Here is a 16,726-nt window from a genome sequence, read left to right on the forward strand (position 1 = left end):
AGTTTTGCAACATCCTGACGCCCGTTGTGGAACACGGGAATGTCGCGCACAAATAAGCGAACAGTGTGAGCGGATATTCGTTGTGACAACGCCTCTGACCTTACAAGATGGCCCTGACGAAGGCGATGACCGTGGGATTTCCACGGTTCATTAATTGCCGCTCTGTCAGTCGCGATAAAGGGGTGGTGCTGTCGTGTGCGCGTTCTTCCGTTCGTTGCGCCGGGCGGTTCGCCGGTGAGCCCGCGCTGGGTGGCACACCTGCCGTTCACCGCCGTCGACCTGCCCACCGCCCGCCATTTCGCCGCCGCGCTGGCCCGGTCGGTGACCTTCCTGCCCGAGGTGGACGCCGGGGAGACGACCGTCTCCACCGGGGACGAGCAGGGCGTACGCCATCAGGTCTTCTGTGACCTGCCGCTGTCCGACGGCGGTGGTGCGCGCTGCGCGCGTCGCCCCGACCACGACGGGCGCTGCTCCGCCCGGCCGCCGCGGTGACCGGCGCGCCCACCGTCGCCTGCCCGGACTGCGACGGCACGACCTTCCGCCTCGGCCCCTGTCGCTGCACCCGCTACGGCAATCGGCTGCTGGCCGACGACGGCCCGCCCGGCGGCGCGGCCCCGCACCGGGAGCCGTACCGCAAGTGCGCGCTGTGCCGGGGCGGCGGCACCGTGGCAGTGGCCTGCCTGCGCTGCGGCCGGCACGGTCGCCGCCGGGCGCAACTCGTGCTGACCGTCGCCAACCTGGACACCGGCGCGGTCGCGTCGCACGAGGTCGCGCCCGACTCCCTCGACCCCCGACCCGACCCGGCGGGCGGCTGGGCGGCCGACCTGACCCCCCGGGTACGCGAACTGGCCGCCGCGACCGGCGTCGCCGCCACCGTCGACCCGATGACCGTGCGGCTGCCGCCAGGCTGGCGGCCCGACCTGCCGGCGGACGAGCGGCACGAGTTGGCGGCCCGAGCCCTCGCGGAGGCCGCCCGGCCCGCGTGGCGGGTACTGGTGGGGCGGTCGACCGCGCCGCCCCCGATCGACCCCGCCGCGCGGCTGGCCCAGCTCTGCGCACTGGCCGATCTGCTCCTGCTCGACCTGGTCGTCGAGGCCCGCCGGCACGACGGTGGCCTGTGCTGGGACGTCCGGTACGAGCTGCCCGGCTCGACCGTGCCAGCCGCCTCGCCGAGGCTCCACGCGGACCTGTCGGCGGCCCTGACCCGCACCGAGGTCACCGACGCGCTGGCTGGGCTCGGCGAGCGCGGCCTGGCCGCCCCCGCGCGGATGCTCCGCCCCGACCGGCCCCTACCGCCGGCCCCGCCGGCCGGCGGTGCCGACCACGTCGAGCGGCGGGTACGCGCCGACTGCACCAGTCTCACGGCGGAACTGCCCGGCGCGCAGGCCGTGTGGCGCGACGGGCGCTGGTGGCACACCGGCCTCGGCCCTGGCGAGCCGGTCGAGACCCTGGTCGGGCAGCCCACCGGCCAGGTGCTCCGCCGGGTCCGGGTGCCGCTGCGCCGGCTCGCCGAGCCACCCGAACCGCCCTGGCTCGGCGAACCGTTGCCCTGGCGCCCCTGCCCGGACTGCCGCCCGGAAAACCGGCTGCGCGCCTGCCGGTGCCGGGCCTGCGGTCGCCCGGACGACGACGGCTGCCCCGCCTGCCACGGCCTCGGCCTGCGCCCGTCCGTGCTGGCCTGCGCCACCTGCGGTGGCACCCGTCGCCTGCATCAGGCGATGCTGGTGACCCTGACCGACCTGCGGTTTCGGGTGGCGCACCTGACCTGGCACGTTGGTGCCGCGGAGGCCGCGACGTTGGCCGGGACTGGGGCCGGCGGTCGTGCGGTGGTGCGGCTGCCCGGCCGCTACCGGCTTGGTGCCTGGGCGAGCGTCTTCGGCGTACGCCCGCAGGACCTCGTCGATGCCGACGGCGGCCACGACATCCCGCCCGACGCGCGCGACGGCTACGTCACCCTGCCCTGGGCGGGTGCCGACCCGGTACGGGAGCTGGTGGCCGCCGTCGCCCCCGCGCTACCCGCCGCGCGCCTGCTGGTGACCGCCGTACGCCCCGACGCGCCGCCGCTGGCCGAGCTGATCCGGCTCGCCCTCGGCCTCGACCTGGCGCTGGTGGTGAGCGTGGTCGACCTGCGGAATCACCCGGCCGACCCGTCGCGGGCCCACGGGCTGCTCTGGTCGGTCGAGATGCGTGCGCCGGCCGCCCCGGTGTGCCCGGACGACCTGCCGGAGCGGCCCAGCCTGGAGGCGGCCGTGGCGCACTGCCTGGACTGCCTCGACGTCACCCTCCCCGAGACCGTCCCGGCCGACCCGGAGGAGCCGATCCCGGTGCCGCAGTCGACGCCCCGGGCGCTGCCCGCCGACCCGGTGCCGGCGTTGCTGCGGCTGGCCGCCCGGCACGCTGGCCGACCGCTCGCCGTCCGGTTCACCCGGTCGGGCTGCACCGTCCACCGTCACGACGGCGGAGGGCCGCGCCTCCTCGCCGAAGGCTCCGACCTGCGGGTCTGTGGTTGACGTGACACCACGGGGAACATATGTTCGGCTGATGTGGGGGAGGACCGGGACACGCCAGGCTGCTCCGTCACCAACAGGCGGCCACCGGGACGGTGAGCCGGGCAGGGCCTCTACGATTGGGGCCATGGAGCGGGCGACGGCAGAGCGGGCAGCGCTGGTAGCGCTGCTGCGGCAGCCCGATCTGAGCTGGTCCGACACCGCGCACGAGGTCCAGGAGGTAGGCAGCGCGCTCGGCGTCCTCGGGCGGGTCGTGGGGCGGGCGGACACGCTCTTCCCGGACGAGCGCTACGTTGACTCGCTGGTCGAGGCCGCTGCCGACGAGCTGGCAGCGTGGCAGGCCGAGGACATTACGGTGCGGGCCTTCTTCGACGACGGCTATCCGGCCCAGCTCCGCGACATCCGGGAGATGCCGCCGCTGCTGTTCGCTCGGGGAGACCTCCGCCCCGACCGCCGGGCCATCGCGGTGGTCGGCAGCCGTGAGGCGAGCGACCGGGGGATCGAGATCGCCCGCTCGGTGGCGACCTCGCTGGCCGCGCGGGACGTGACGGTGGTCAGCGGCCTGGCGAAGGGCATCGACACCACCGCCCATCAGGCGGCGCTTGCCGCCGGGGGCCGCACCGTCGCCGTCATCGGCACCGGCATTCGTCGCCACTACCCGGCCACCAACCGGGAACTGCAGGAACACATTGCCGAGGTGGGGCTGGTGATCAGCCAGTTCTGGCCGGACACCGCCCCGACGAAGCAGAGCTTCCCGATGCGCAACGCGGTGATGAGCGGCTATGCCGCCGCAACCGTCGTTGTCGAGGCCGGAGAGCGCAGCGGTGCCCGGATCCAGGCGCGGCTCGCCCTGCAACACGGCCGCCCGGTGGTGCTGACCAGCCAGGTGATGCGGCACGACTGGGCGCGGGCGTTCGCCGACCGGCCCGGCGTCCATGTGGCGCACGGCACGGCGGAGCTGATGGGGTCAGTCGACGCCATCCTCGCCAGGGTGCCGGCCGCGAGCGAGTTGGAGGGATTCCCTGAGTTCGCCAGCCTCTGACCCCTGGCTTCGCATCCGGGAACACGTCGAGACCCAGCGCAACTTCCTCCGCAACCCCCTGCCCGCCAGCGAGTGGATCTGTCCGACCTGCCGAGGCGTGCGTACGCCCGGGTTCGCCTATTGCTATCCGTGCCAGGAGCAGTTGACCGAATCCGGTGGTCAGCTTGCTGATGCGGTGGTGCCGATCTCATACTCACCGCGTACCGGGCAGCATCACCACCACCTGCGCTCCTACAAGTCCAGCCCCGCATCGACGCAGGCGAAGTGGAACCTGCTGGCGCTGCTGCTTCTGTTTCTGCGCGGGCACCTCGACTGCTTCTCCGACGGATCGGTGGTGCCCCGACCCATGTCGTCGCTGTCCCCACCACGCGGGGCAAGCCCGGCCCATACGCGCTCCAGGAGTTGATCGGCGATCGGCTGCGGCTGCCCTGGCTCGCCGCCACGCCGAACGCGGCCTACGGGCCTGACGTTCGGAGCTTCCAGGCCGACTGGTTCGGGTCCAACTGCCCGCGCACGTCGGTGCCGTCCGCCCGTTGATCATCGACGACACCTGGACAACCGGCTCTCGTGCACAGTCGCTCGCCCACGCGCTGAAGACGGCCGGCGCTTCGTCGGTGGCGGTCGTGGTGCTCGGCCGGCACATCAGGCCCGAGCACGCGGCGTCCAGACCGCTGCTGAACGCGATTGAGGATCCGATCTTCGATTTGTCGGTGTGCTCCATCGAGCGGTGAGCCCACCATGGCGAGGCGGTGGTCACGCAGCCCTTGGCAGGGGAACGCCGGAGGCGTGGCGGTGCGCGAAGAGGCTCCGGAGTTCCTCCCGCCCGCGTTCGAGAGTGCGCAGCAGCGCGGTCGGACTTGTCTGGGGCGGGAGTGGCAGATCCGTCGTCAGATCGCGAACCCCGAAATCCGCTGCCAGCCAGGCGGCCAGGGCCCGTCGATCTCGGGCGATGTCCTTACCGGCAGGTTGGCGAGCCCAGACATCCCTCTCGTACGGGGTGTCGTCCCGCCCCAGGCCGGCGAGCAGACCAGACTGGCGGATCAGGCAGGGAAAGCAGTGCCCGCAGTGGTCCATTCGGCTGGCCCCGTAGTTCCGCGGCGGATGCCCGCAGCTCACCGTCGTCATCAAAGTGGCGAGCGGCAACCCGGCGTCTCGGCCCCGGCGGCACACCTCGCCCTTGGTGTCGGACAGCAGCGGATTCACCACCTCGATGTCTCCGCCGACGCTCGCGATGAGCTGATTGACCAGATGCATGGTCCGGGGATGCACCGACCGGGTGGAGCAGGAAGCCGGGCGTGCCCGGGTCAGCGGAGGATTGACCGCCAACTGCCCGTTCTCGGGAACGGCAACCCGGCGGGCGCGGTGAGCGGCGGCGGCGTAGACGGCGGTGGACAGGAACAACAGCCCCCGTGAGCGTGAGCTTGGTTCGAGGCTTTCGCCGTTGGCCCGGGACTGCAGCAGCACCGGCCGATGCATGAGTTGGCGGGCGCCCAGGCGACGGATGGCTTCGAAAATTTCCTCCTGACGGCGCTTGAGCGCGGGGTCGTAGTAGGAGATCAGGAGCAGCGGGCCGCCGGTCGCCCCAGCCTGCTGCGCCGCATAGGCGGTGGAGTCGAGCCCTCCGGAGAAGAGCGCCACCTCATCGGCTGTCTCGTCGTCGAACAGCCAGCCCGCTACGCCCCGGTGGCTGGCGGCACCGGGGTGGAAGCGGATGTCCCACCGGTCCGCGGTGAGAGTCTCCAACAGCGAGGTCACCAGCGGCTCGGCGTGGTGCAGCCAAGGATCCGGCTCGACGAGCTGGATGGAGAGGCTGATGGCCCGGGTCCAGCGGTCCGAGGCACTTTTCCGGCTGGAGAGCTTGTCGGCGAGATAGGCGGCCTTGGCGATGCGGAGGAGATCCTCCGCCCACACGGGCGGCAGTGGAGCGGGAGAGAGGTTGCGTTCGATGGAGCTGTCTCGGGCACGGAACAGCTTCTCGGTCAGCAACTGACCCTCGGGCTGGGGTCTGGCCGCAGTGCCGTTGGTGGTGTAGTGGTAGGCGTACTGGTTGGTTGTCATGGGCTCGCCTCCCGCAATCCGAGTGCGTGTTCCACCATGTCGTTCACCAGCTCGCCCGCCGTCTCGGCGAGCAGGCCGCGCCGAGGATCGCGGCCGGTGGCTTCGGCACAGGGGTCCGGAAGCGACTCGACGACCTGCCGGGTGACGGCGCTGGCGACCAGACCGGTGGGGTCGAGGGGAAGTGTGAGCGGGACCGTCAGGGGGAGGCTCTCGACAATCACCGTGCTGATGAACTCACCCACGAACTCACCGAAGAAGAACCGGTAGAGGCTACAGAAAAGGTCGCCGTCAAGGCGCACAGTGCCCTCGCGCGTGCGCAGCGCCGCTTCCGCCGCTGGGCAGTCGTCGAGCAGCTTCTCGGCCGTCCTGCGGGCGGCGCGACGTGCGACGGAGTCACCAACCAGCCCGCCATCGCCACCAACGGTGCTGACGAAACGCGCGACGAACTCGTCCTCGCGCTCCTGGGCGGTAGAGCCGGCCATATCAGTGAACAGGGCGGACTCGCCGTCGAGCAGGTCCGCCAGAACGCTCACGAGCTGGCCGCCGACGCGAAGGGCTGCGGGGCGTAGGCCGGACATGTCGGGGTCATCGCGGAGGGTGTCCGCCAGAGCCCGTCGATACCGCTCGGCGAGTCGTTCCGCCGAATCGAGGTCTGCCGGGAGGGCGTCCTCCGGCGAAGGTCGCGACGCGCTGACGACGCCCGCCCATCGGGTCATCTGGCCACGAGTTAAGGCCCACGGTTCACCGCGCGGCCCCGGTAACTTCGTCGATGTGCCCATCTCCCTGCTCCCCACGAGGTAGGCGGCATCGGGGGGAGTCTATGAGAGCTGAAAGTAGTCGTCCATGTTCTTATGGTTGTCATCGCGATTGCCGGAACGCTGACGGCGCTGGCCTTGGTCGAACAGCCATCGGTGTCGAGAACCCGACTCTCGTCCGGTGGACCTCGGAGCCATGTCTCTATTGGACATTCGCTGAGCTGCGTCTCCTCGGACGAACGGCGGACATGTCCGTCATCGGGGCACCGTGATCCCGTCAGTTGGACTCCAATCTGGCCATCCGGGGCGGTACCCGAGCATTCAGGTCGATGGGTAGCGTGTCGGGCACCCTGGGGATGCTGGAGGAAACACCGGTGACGCTGCTGCGCGACCTGATCGAGATTCCGACGTCGGTCGGTGAGGGCGACTTCGTGGTGAAGGCGGCCGAGGGCGCCGACCTGGACCACTACGTCGTCACCGACCAGCTCCGGGACAACTTCACGAGCGCGCTGCAACGGATCGGCCATGCGGTCACCACCGGCCGGTCCCAGGCGATGTTCCTGCACGGCTCGTTCGGCTCTGGCAAGTCGCACTTCATGGCTGTGCTGCGCGAGATCCTGGCGCACAATCCCGACGCCCGGCAGATCCGTGGGCTGGAGGGCCCGGTGGTCGCCGCCGAGCCCTGGCTTCCCGGGCGGAAGTTCCTCACCCTGACGCTGCACATGCTCGACGCGCGCTCCGTGGAGCAGGCCGTCCTCGAGGGATACCTGCGCCACGTCACCGCCGCGCACCCGGACGCGCCGCTGCCCGCCGTACACCGGTCGGACGCGCTGCTGAAGAACGCGGCTGACCTGCGCGAGACCCTGGGTGACGACAAGTTCTTCGCGGCGCTGCGCGGCGGCGGCGCCGCGCCCGGTACGAGCGGCGGCGGCGGCCTGGCCGCGATACGGGCCCAGAAGGAAGGCTTCACCCCCCAGCGGTACGCCGACGCCGCCGCGCAGCCGCCCGGCACGAAGGACCGCGACGCCCTGGTCAGCGCACTGACCCAGGCGTTCTTCAGCGGCGCGGTGCACAGCGCCGAATACCTTGACCTCGACACCGGCCTCGCCGTCGTCACCCGGCACGCGAAGTCCCTCGGGTACGACGCGATCGTGCTCTTCCTCGACGAGCTGATCCTCTGGCTCTCCGGCCGGATCGCCGACTACACCTTCGTCAACACGGAGGGCGCCAAGCTCAACAAGCTGGTCGAGTCCGCCGACGCGTCCCGGCCGCTGCCGCTGGTCTCCTTCGTGGCCCGCCAGCGCAACCTGGAGGAGTTCCTCGGCCCGCAGGTCGGCGGCACCGAACGGGAGGCGCTCGCGCACGTGATGCGCAGCGTGCAGGGCCGCCTCGGCGAGATCGTCCTGGCCGACACCAACCTGCCCGAGATCACCGAGGGGCGGTTGCTCAAGCCGAACGACGAGGCGGCCCGCGCGGTCATCGACAACGCGTTCGCCGCGGTGCGGCACAACCGCGAGGTGTGGGACACCCTGCTGCTCGGTGCGCAGTACGGCGACGCCGGTATCGGCTCCGACGCCACCGCCTTCCGCCAGCTCTACCCCTTCTCGCCCGCCCTGGTCGCCACCCTGGTCGCCCTGTCCCAGGCGCTGCAACGCGAGCGGACCGCCCTGAAGGTGATGACCGAGCTGCTGGTCGAGCGGCGGGACATCCTGCGGGTCAACGACCTGATCGGCGTGGCCGCGCTCTTCGACCCGCTGGTGCTGCACGGCGAGCTGCCCGACCGCCCGAAGCTGCGCCAGCAGTTCGACGCCGCCCGCGCCCTCTACCTGCGCAAGCTGCGCCCGATCCTGCTCGCCCTCAACGGCATCGACGAGGCGAAGGCGGCCACCCACACCCAGTTCCAGCTGGACGACAAGCTGGTCAAGACGATCCTGCTCGGTGCCCTGGTGCCCGAGGTCCCGGCGCTGCACAACCTGACCGCCGCCAAGCTGCACGCGCTGAACTTCGGCTCCATCAGCGCGCCGATTCCCGGCTACGAGAACACGATGGTGCTCAACCGGCTGCGCAAGATCGAGCAGGACGCCGGCGAGCTGCACCTGACCGACGACCACGACCCGGTCGTGTCGCTCAAGCTGCACACCGTCGACTTCGACAAGCTGCTCGACCTGGTGCCGCACAACGAGACCTCGGCCGGCGTGCGACAGCAACTGCTCCGCGAGCTGATCAGCGCCGAGCTGGGCCTCACCGGCAGCGAGGGCAGCCACGGCGAGCTGCAGCAGCCGCGCGACTGGCGGGGGCGCCGGCACGTCGTGCAGGTGAAGTTCGGCAACGTCCGCGACCCCGACGCCATGCCGGTCGCCGCGCTGCTCGCCCCCGGCGAGTCGTGGCGGATCGTCGTCGACTACCCGTTCGACCCTCAGGACTACCCGCGCGCCGCCGACCGCGCCCGGATCGAGGAGCTGCCCCGGGGCTCCAACACGGTCTTCTGGCTGCCGCTCTATCTGACCGACGACATGATGGGCCGGGTCGCCCAGCTCGCGAAGATCAACTATTTGCTCGGGGTGGGCGGCGCGGGGGAGCGGCTCAACACCCTGGCCGCCGACTGGCCCAAGGCCGACCGGCAGCAGGGCCGCGTCTACCTGCTGCAGCGGCAGACCCAGCTCCGCGACGGCCTGCTCACCGCGCTCAAGCAGGCGTACGGGGCGGCCAACCCGCAGCCCTCCGACGTGCACGACGACACCGTCGGGGTGCTGCACACCCTCGCCGAAGGGCTCCGCGTCGGCGACCCCCGGGGCGGCACGCTCGCCGACGCGTTCAAGAACCTGACCGCCGAGCTGCTCGACTGGTCGTACCCCGGGACGCCGGCCCTGCCGGTCGACGAGAAGCCGCTGAGCCGCGCCGACCTGGCCAAGGTGTTCCAGTACGCCGAGCAGGCCGCCGCCGACCCGACCCACGGCATCTCCATCGCCTCGCCCGTCGACCAGAAGAGTCTCCGCCGGATCTGCAACCCGTTGCAGCTCGGCGAGGTGGTCGACCACCGCTACGTACTCACCATGAGCACCTGCTTCTGGAGCCGGCACCTGCTGCAGGAGGCGGCGAAGGAGGGCTACCGCGACCACTTCCCGGTGCACCGGCTCCGGGAGTGGCTCGACGTGCCGAAGCGGCGGGGCTTCGACCGCGAACTGCAGAACCTGATCATCGCCGTCTTCGCGTTCGAGCAGCAGCTCAGCTGGTACGACCACGGTGGGAAGATCAAGGTCGTCGCGGCCAACGGGGTCGAGGACCGCTTCGAGCTGCGGCACCCGCCCATGCCGGACGACGAGACGTGGAAGGCGGCCGTGCAGTTCGGGCAGCCCTTCTTCGGGCTGGTGCTGCCGATGTTCCGCAACCCGGCCAACCTCGCCACCCTTGCGACGGAGATGCGCAAGGTCGCCATGGCGTACCACGGCGCCGCCCGGGATCTCGTCACGAAGCTGGAGGCGCACGCCGAGCTGCTCGGCGTGGACCTGAATGCGAGGTCTGGCCGGCTCGCCACCGTCCGGCGGGTCGCCCAGCTTCTCGCCGAGATCGCCCAGGAGCGCGACGACGTCGTGCTCGTCGGCGTGGTCGCCGAGGGGGAGAAGCGCCTCGACGGTTTGGACGGGCAGGCCGCGAGCAGCGTCTTCAAGCAGGCGCAGCGGCTCAGCGGGGCCCTTGCCGACGCCCAATGGCCCCTGATCGGCGCGCTCAGGCTGCGGGTCGATTCCGACAGCCGCGCCCGGAACATCATCGACCAGCTGGCGGCTTCCGCCCACGACGAGCAGCACGGCTCCGACCTGGTCACGGCGCTGCAGAACGCGGTCGGGTCCGCCGCGGCGCTGTTGGCCGTGCCGCCACCGCCCGTCGTCACGCCGCCGGTGGATCCGCCACCGCTCGTCGTCACGCCGCCGGTGGATCCGCCACCGCTCGTCGTCACGCCGCCCGTGGACCCGAGCCCCGGCACCGTCACCCACCCCGACGACCCGAAGGTCGTCATTCCGAATCCGCGGGATCCCAGCGATCCGCTTGCTCTGCCGCCTTCCGCGCACCGCGCGACCGTCGTCGACGAGTCGGGCCTAAACCAGCTCGTTCGCGAACTGCGGGCCGAGGTCACCGCCGGTCGGCGGATCGCCGTCACATGGCACGTCGAGGAGTCGGAGCGGCAGTCGTGAGCGCCACCCGGGCCGCCGTGCGCCCGGCCGCCGTGCGTCGCAAGGTCGAGTCGTGGCTCGCCGAGCGGGACGACACCGACGCCATCGTGCTGCACGCCCGTCCCGAGTGGACCGACGAGCCGGTGCTCACCGTCGCCGACACCCCGGTGCGGGTCGTCCCCTGCCCGACGCCGATCGCGGCGCGCGCGGCGCTGGCCGACCGGGCCGCCGACGAGAAGCTCGTGCTGCTCACCGACCTCACGGACCTGGAGTTGGGCGACGGCCTGCTGGCCCACGTGAGCATGCAGAAGGGCCGCAGCGTCGACGCGTGGGATCTGGTCACCCAGGTGTTCGGCGGCCAGGTCCGGCCTGACTCCACCCTGGTGCGTACCGGCCGCTGGGTGGCGGACGCACTCACCGATCTCGCACCGGCCGAGGGTTGGGCACCACCATCCGGCCTGATCCTGACCCGGGACCACGCGTTGCGGCACCTGGCCGGGGCGGTCCTCGGCCTGGACCCGGATGAGCTGGACGGTGCCGGCCTCCTCCAGTGGAGCACCGACGCACCGACGCAGTTGCGGTTCGTGGACCTGCCGACCGACTGGGCCGAGGGGGTCGCCGGGTTCCTCGCCGAGGTGGCCGGCCCGGTCGCCGTACCGGTGTTGGCCGCCGTCCGTGCCGGTCACGGGGTCGACGCCATCCCCCTCGGCCTGCTCGCCGGGGTGCTCTGGCCCCGAAGCACGCAGCGGTCACCGGACGTGGAGGTGGTGGTCGCCCGGACCCGGCTGGAGCCGCGCTTCGGTGGCACCCGGCTGACGGAGACCCAGGCTACGGCCTTCGGTGAGGCCGCCGAGGCGTGGATCTACCGGGCCCTCGACGGTGACGAACCTGTCCGCCACGACGCCCGTCGGATGCTGCGCCGGGCCGAAGAGATAGCCGTCGAGGTCGAGGTCGCCGACCGGCTGGCCGCTTCCGCGCTGCTGCCGGCCGGCTTCACCCAGCGGATGCGTGCCTTCGGAGCCGCCGTACGGGTCGCCGTCCCGATCACCGGAGCCGTTACACCGGCTGGTGAGCTGATTGAGCGGGCGCAGGACCTGCTGGCCGACGTCGAGGCCCATCGGTCGGCGGAACGCGCCCGGGTGGAGACCGCCCGGATGGCGGTCCGGCTCCTGCGCTGGCTGGCCGTGCCCGACCGGGCCGCTCCGGCCACGATGCTCGACGCGGTGCACCGCCAGGTCCGCGACGACGGGTGGGTCGACCGCGCCCGGTTGGACGTCTTCGCCGGTGACGTCGATCAGCAGGTGGCACAGGCGTACCGGCTGCTGCACGCGGCGGTCGACACCCGCCGGGCCCGCCACGACCGGGAGTTCGCGGAGCTGTTGCAGGACATGACCTCCGCCGAGCGGGAGCCCGGCTCCCTGCTGCGGGTGGAGGACGTCCTGGACCGGGTGGTCCGCCCGATCCTGGACAACGGGCGGCGGATCCTGCTGCTCGTCCTCGACGGGATGGGGGCGGCGGCCGGGATCGAGATCGCCGACTCCCTCGGCCGTGGTGGCGCCTGGACGGAACTCACCCCCGGCGGCGGTCGGCGGACCGCCGTCCTCGCCGCCCTACCGACGATCACCATGGTCAACCGGTGCAGCCTGTTCAGCGGGCGACTCGCCGTCGGCGACCGCAACGCCGAGTCGAGGGCGCTCCGCGACCGCTTCCCGGGCAGCGTCCTGCTGCACAAGTCCGACCTGCGTACCCCGGCCGGGCTGGCCGTCGACCCGGAGGTGGCCACGGCGATCGGCGACTCCGCCGTTCCGCTGGTCGCCGCCGTCATCAACACCATCGACGACGCGCTGGACCGCAGCGACCCGGGCACCACCGAGTGGAGCACCGACACAATGAACGGGCTGCGGAACCTGCTGGCGGTCGCCCAGGACCGGGTCGTGGTGCTGGTCTCGGACCACGGCCACGTCGTCGACCGTGGCTCCGAGGCGATTTTCCGGCCATCTGACTCCAGCGAGAACAGGTGGCGCCCGGCGACGGGTGAGCCGGGCGACGGCGAGCTGCTCTTCCGGGGCAGCCGGGTGGCGCTCTCGAGTGGAGCGGCGATTCTGCCGTGGCGGGAGGAGCTGAGGTACGGCCCGCGCAAGGCCGGATACCACGGGGGCGCGGCCCCGGCCGAGGCCGTGATCCCACTGTTGCTCTTCGCCGCGCACGACGAGGACGCCGTCCCCGGCTGGGCGGGAGCGCCGGTGTCCAGCCCGGAGTGGTGGCGGGAGCCGCTGCGTCCGGCGGTCCCGGATGTGGGCGCCCGCGAAGCTGCCCAGCCGGAGGGGCGGCGACCGGCGCGCCGTGTCCCCCGGCAGCGGGTCCAGGACGAGAGCCTGTTCGACCTGCAGACCCCGGCCGTGACCGCCGCACCGCCCCCGCCGGAGCCGGCGGCCCAGGCGGATCCCACCACGGCGCTCGTCGACGCGCTTCTCGCCAGCCCGGTGTACGCGGACCGCCGGGGCACCCGCGCCCCCCTGCCCGACGACCGGGTGGCCGCCATGGTCGCCACCCTGGTCGCCGGTAACGGACGCGGCACCCTGGAGACGCTGGCCACCCGGGCGGGAGTTCCTGTGCACCGGGCCTCCGGCACCTTCACCGCCCTGCGCCGTCTGTTGCAGGTCGAGGGCTATCCGGTGCTGACCCTGGACCCGGACGGGCGGACCGCCATCCTCGACGTCGCGCTGATGGTCGAGCAGTTCGGGTTGAAGCCGTCATGACGCTTGAGGTGAGCGCCCGGCGTCGGCGGGACATCGTCGACGCCCTGCGCCGGGGTGCGGTGCCAGCCAATGGCCTGGACGCACTCGCCGTCGGGCTCGACCGCTTCACCCCGGCTCTCAACGAGGATCTCGCTCGGGTGGCCGGCGGCGGGAGCGTGTTCAAGGCGGTGCGGGGCGAGTACGGCGCCGGCAAGACCTTCCTCACCCGCTGGCTGGGGGAGCAGGCGAAGCGTCGGGGGTTCGCCGTCGCCGAGGTGCAGGTCTCCGAGTTGGAGACGCCCCTGCACCGGATGGAGACCGTCTACCGGCGGCTCGTAGAGCAGCTGACCACCGAACAGTTCGGTGCGAGTGCACTGCGGCCCGTACTGGACGGCTGGATCTTCGCCCTGGAGGAGGATGTACTCGCCGCGGGGAGCGCAGCCGAAGCCGATGCGGACGGGCTCGACCGGGAGGTCGGCGAACTGCTCGAACGCCGGCTGGCGGACATCTCCCGGAGCACACCTGGCTTCGCGGCGGCCCTGCGCGGCTACCGGACCGCCCTCGCGACCGGCGATCAGGTGACAGCAGGGGGACTCGCCGCCTGGCTGGGCGGCCAACCCCACGTGGCCGCCACCGCACGCCGAGCCGCCGGGGTGAAGGGTGACCTGGACCACTTCGGAGCGCTCAGCTTCCTGCAGGGTCTGCTGGCGGTGCTGCGTGACAGTGGCCACTGCGGCCTGCTCCTGGTGCTCGACGAGGTCGAGACCCTGCAACGGGTGCGTTCGGACGCGCGGGACAAGGCGCTCAACGCGCTCCGGCAACTGGTCGACGACATCTACGCCGGCCGGTTCCCCGGGTTGTTCCTGTTGATCACCGGAACCCCGGCGTTCTTCGACGGCCAACAGGGCGTGCAGCGGCTCGCCCCGCTGGCCCAGCGTCTCGCCACCGACTTCGGACCCGAGCCGCGCTGGGACAACCCCCGGGCCACCCAGCTGCGCCTGCCCGGCTTCACGGAGGCCGCCCTGGTCCAGCTCGGGAAGCGGGTACGGGAGATCTACGGCAGCGACCGGGTGACGGCCGTGGCCGACGACGACTACCTCGGCGAACTCGCCCGGGCCGTCGCCGGGCGACTGGGCGGCCAGGTCGGGGTGGCCCCAAGGATTTACCTCAAGAAGCTCGTCGCGGACGTCTTCGACCGGGTGGACCAGTTCCCGGACTGGAACCCCCGGGAGCACTACGAGCTGACGCTGCGCTCCGACGAGCTGACGGAGGTCGAACGGAACGCTGCCTGGGCCGACGACATCGACCTGTCGCAGTGAACGAGGCGACCCTGCTCGACCCGGTGGTGCTGCACCACGTCGTCAACTCGCTCGGCTGGCGGGACCTGCGACCGCTGCAACGGGCGGCAATCGGTCCGTTGCTCGCGGGGGAAGACGCCCTGCTGCTTGCCCCCACCGCCGGCGGGAAGACCGAGGCAGCCATGTTCCCACTGCTGTCCCGGATGACCCGCGAGGGCTGGACGGGCACGTCACTGCTCTACCTGTGCCCGCTCAAGGCCCTGCTCAACAACCTGCACCCCCGACTTGAGCGGTACGCCGGCTGGCTGGGCCGTACGGCCGCGCTGTGGCACGGCGACGTCCACACCGCCGCCCGGCGTGCCGTGCTCTGGCAGCGCCCCGACATCCTGCTCACCACGCCGGAGTCCTTGGAGGCGATGTTGGTCAGCACCAACGTCGACCACCGGGGCTTCTTTGCCGGCCTGCGGGCGGTGGTGGTGGACGAGGTGCACGCATTCGCCGGGGACGACCGCGGCTGGCACCTGCTGGCGGTGCTGGAGCGGCTGGCCCGGGTGACCGGCCGACCGCTGCAGCGCGTGGGGCTTTCCGCCACCGTCGGCAACCCGGACCAACTGCTGACCTGGCTGCAGGGATCGGGCTCGGGCAGTCGCCCGGGGCGGGTCGTCGCCCCCGACATCGTCTCCATCGCCGAGCCTCGGCCCACGGGTGATCCGCCGCCCGGGGAGGTCGAACTCGACTACGTCGGGTCGCTCGCCAACGCGGCGAAGGTCATCTGTGGTCTGCACGCGGGCGAGAAGCGGCTGGTCTTCTGCGAGTCCCGACAGACCGTCGAGGAACTCGGTCAACTGCTGCGGGAACGGGGACTGACCACCTTCCTCTCGCACGCCTCGCTCTCCGCCGACGAGCGACGCCGGTCCGAGCAGGCGTTCGCCGAGGCGAGGGACTGCGTCATCGTCTCCACCAGCACGCTGGAACTCGGCATCGACGTGGGCGACCTGGACCGGGTCATCCAGATCGACTCGCCCGCCACGGTGGCGTCGTTCCTGCAACGGCTCGGCCGCACCGGCCGGCGCCCGGGCAGCATGCGCAACTGCCTCTTCCTGTGCCGCACAGGGCAGGAACTGACCCGGGCTGCGGCCCTGCTGTCGCTGTGGGGGCGACGCTGGGTGGAGCCGGTCGTCGCACCGCCGGAGCCCCGGCACATCGTCGCTCAGCAGATGCTCGCGCTCTGCCTGCAGGAGCATCGGGTCGGTGACCGCCTCTGGTCGCAGGCGTGGAACGGGCTCGCGCCCTTCGGCCCGGGTGCGGAGCCGATCGTGCGTCACCTCGTCGAGCACGGCTACCTCGACAGCGACGGAGGGATGCTGTTCATCGGCCCGGAGGCGGAGCGGCGGTTCGGCCGGCGGAACTTCATGGAGATGACCGCGGTCTTCACCGGCCCGCCCGAGTTCACCGTCCTGCACGGCCGGCAGGAGCTAGGTCGGATCGACCCCAGCCTCCTCACCGAAGAAGTGCAGGGTGACCGCCGTCTGCTTCTCGGCGGACGGAGCTGGCGGGTGACGTACGTCGACTGGCGCCGCCGCCGATGCTTCGTGGAGCCTGCCGACGGCGGCGGTCGGGCGAGATGGACCTCGGTGGGCTGGGTGGGATCGAGTCACGCGCTCACCCGGGCCATGCGGGAGGTTCTCCTCGGGGGCGACCCGCCGGTCCGAATGACGACGAGGGCGATAGACCGGTTGGCGCTCGAACGCGCCGAACGCGCGGCCGTGGTGCATCCGGGCGGAAGCCTGGTCGTACGGGCGACTAACGGCGACCTGAGCTGGTGGACCTGGGCCGGCCTACGTGCGAACGCGACCCTAACCGCGACTCTCGGCGAGGTGATCGACCCGATGCAGCGATTTGACGACTATGCGATCCGGCTCCGGGCCGACCTGAGCCGGGCGGAGTGGAGGTCGCTGGCGGCTGACGCGGCGCAGCGGATCTGCCTGCCGGAGGTCAACGCCCGAGCCCTGGCCGGACTGAAGTTCAGCACCGCGCTGCCGGAGCGGCTGGCGCGCGCGACCCTCGCGGCACGCCTGGCCGACGTGCCCGCAGCGGAGATCGTGTTGAAGGAGCCCGTCCGGTTCGTCGCCCTGACAGCCTGACCTGCCACGACGGAG

Annotated in this window: 11 protein-coding genes; 9 read left to right on the forward strand and 2 right to left on the reverse strand. The window is 71.9% G+C overall.

What is annotated here, in order from left to right; all coding sequences use genetic code 11:
- The first annotated feature begins 234 nt into the window (after nt 1-234).
- The 5 genes from ACQ452_RS06680 (at nt 235) to ACQ452_RS06700 (ending at nt 4,280) form a co-directional block, all read left to right on the forward strand.
- Nucleotides 235-492 carry a hypothetical protein gene (locus ACQ452_RS06680; protein ID WP_433391068.1) on the forward strand — a complete coding sequence of 86 codons (258 nt, stop codon included), beginning with the start codon at nt 235-237 and terminating at the stop codon, nt 490-492.
- Nucleotides 489-2,510 carry a hypothetical protein gene (locus ACQ452_RS06685; RefSeq protein WP_433391071.1) on the forward strand — a complete coding sequence of 674 codons (2,022 nt, stop codon included), beginning with the start codon at nt 489-491 and terminating at the stop codon, nt 2,508-2,510. Before ACQ452_RS06680 ends, ACQ452_RS06685 begins: the two co-directional genes overlap by 4 nt.
- Before the next feature lie 124 nt (nt 2,511-2,634).
- Nucleotides 2,635-3,549: a DNA-processing protein DprA gene (locus tag ACQ452_RS06690; RefSeq protein WP_433391073.1), complete on the forward strand. Its 915-nt coding sequence runs from the start codon at nt 2,635-2,637 to the stop codon at nt 3,547-3,549.
- A gap of 178 nt (nt 3,550-3,727) precedes the next feature.
- Nucleotides 3,728-3,955, forward strand: a complete 228-nt coding sequence (locus ACQ452_RS06695) for a hypothetical protein (RefSeq protein ID WP_433391076.1) — start codon at nt 3,728-3,730, stop codon at nt 3,953-3,955.
- Nucleotides 3,956-4,082: 127 nt separating this feature from the next.
- Complete coding sequence (locus tag ACQ452_RS06700; RefSeq protein WP_433391079.1) at nt 4,083-4,280, forward strand: hypothetical protein; 198 nt, start codon at nt 4,083-4,085, stop codon at nt 4,278-4,280.
- Nucleotides 4,281-4,302: 22 nt separating this feature from the next.
- Here the strand turns inward: ACQ452_RS06700 and ACQ452_RS06705 are convergent, their stop codons facing one another.
- Nucleotides 4,303-5,607, reverse strand: coding sequence for a 7-cyano-7-deazaguanine synthase (locus tag ACQ452_RS06705; RefSeq protein ID WP_433391082.1), 1,305 nt, complete (start codon nt 5,605-5,607; stop codon nt 4,303-4,305).
- Nucleotides 5,604-6,386 carry a hypothetical protein gene (locus ACQ452_RS06710; protein WP_433391085.1) on the reverse strand — a complete coding sequence of 261 codons (783 nt, stop codon included), beginning with the start codon at nt 6,384-6,386 and terminating at the stop codon, nt 5,604-5,606. Before ACQ452_RS06710 ends, ACQ452_RS06705 begins: the two co-directional genes overlap by 4 nt.
- Nucleotides 6,387-6,691: 305 nt before the next feature.
- Between ACQ452_RS06710 and ACQ452_RS06715 the strand changes: the two genes are divergently transcribed.
- Genes ACQ452_RS06715 through ACQ452_RS06730 form a run of 4 tightly spaced genes read left to right on the forward strand, consistent with a single transcriptional unit; the run spans nt 6,692 to nt 16,711 of the window.
- Nucleotides 6,692-10,552 carry a phage resistance protein gene (locus ACQ452_RS06715; protein WP_433391088.1) on the forward strand — a complete coding sequence of 1,287 codons (3,861 nt, stop codon included), beginning with the start codon at nt 6,692-6,694 and terminating at the stop codon, nt 10,550-10,552.
- Nucleotides 10,549-13,290, forward strand: a complete 2,742-nt coding sequence (gene pglZ / locus ACQ452_RS06720) for a BREX-2 system phosphatase PglZ (RefSeq protein ID WP_433391091.1) — start codon at nt 10,549-10,551, stop codon at nt 13,288-13,290. The genes ACQ452_RS06715 and pglZ overlap by 4 nt, the downstream gene beginning before the upstream one ends.
- Nucleotides 13,287-14,588, forward strand: a complete 1,302-nt coding sequence (gene brxD, locus ACQ452_RS06725; RefSeq protein ID WP_433391093.1) for a BREX system ATP-binding protein BrxD — start codon at nt 13,287-13,289, stop codon at nt 14,586-14,588. Before pglZ ends, brxD begins: the two co-directional genes overlap by 4 nt.
- Nucleotides 14,585-16,711, forward strand: coding sequence for a DEAD/DEAH box helicase (locus tag ACQ452_RS06730; protein ID WP_433391096.1), 2,127 nt, complete (start codon nt 14,585-14,587; stop codon nt 16,709-16,711). Before brxD ends, ACQ452_RS06730 begins: the two co-directional genes overlap by 4 nt.
- Nucleotides 16,712-16,726 lie beyond the last annotated feature (15 nt).

The organism is Micromonospora sp. KLBMP9576, from assembly GCF_050941805.1.
Lineage (GTDB): Bacteria > Actinomycetota > Actinomycetes > Mycobacteriales > Micromonosporaceae > Micromonospora.

Coding starts and splice junctions, on each gene's coding strand:
- ACQ452_RS06715 (WP_433391088.1), top strand. CDS start 6,692: ATGGGTAGCGTGTCGGGCACCCTGGGGATGCTGGAGGAAACACCGGTG.
- ACQ452_RS06705 (WP_433391082.1), bottom strand. CDS start 5,607: ATGACAACCAACCAGTACGCCTACCACTACACCACCAACGGCACTGCG.
- ACQ452_RS06690 (WP_433391073.1), top strand. CDS start 2,635: ATGGAGCGGGCGACGGCAGAGCGGGCAGCGCTGGTAGCGCTGCTGCGG.
- ACQ452_RS06710 (WP_433391085.1), bottom strand. CDS start 6,386: ATGGGCACATCGACGAAGTTACCGGGGCCGCGCGGTGAACCGTGGGCC.
- brxD (WP_433391093.1), top strand. CDS start 13,287: ATGACGCTTGAGGTGAGCGCCCGGCGTCGGCGGGACATCGTCGACGCC.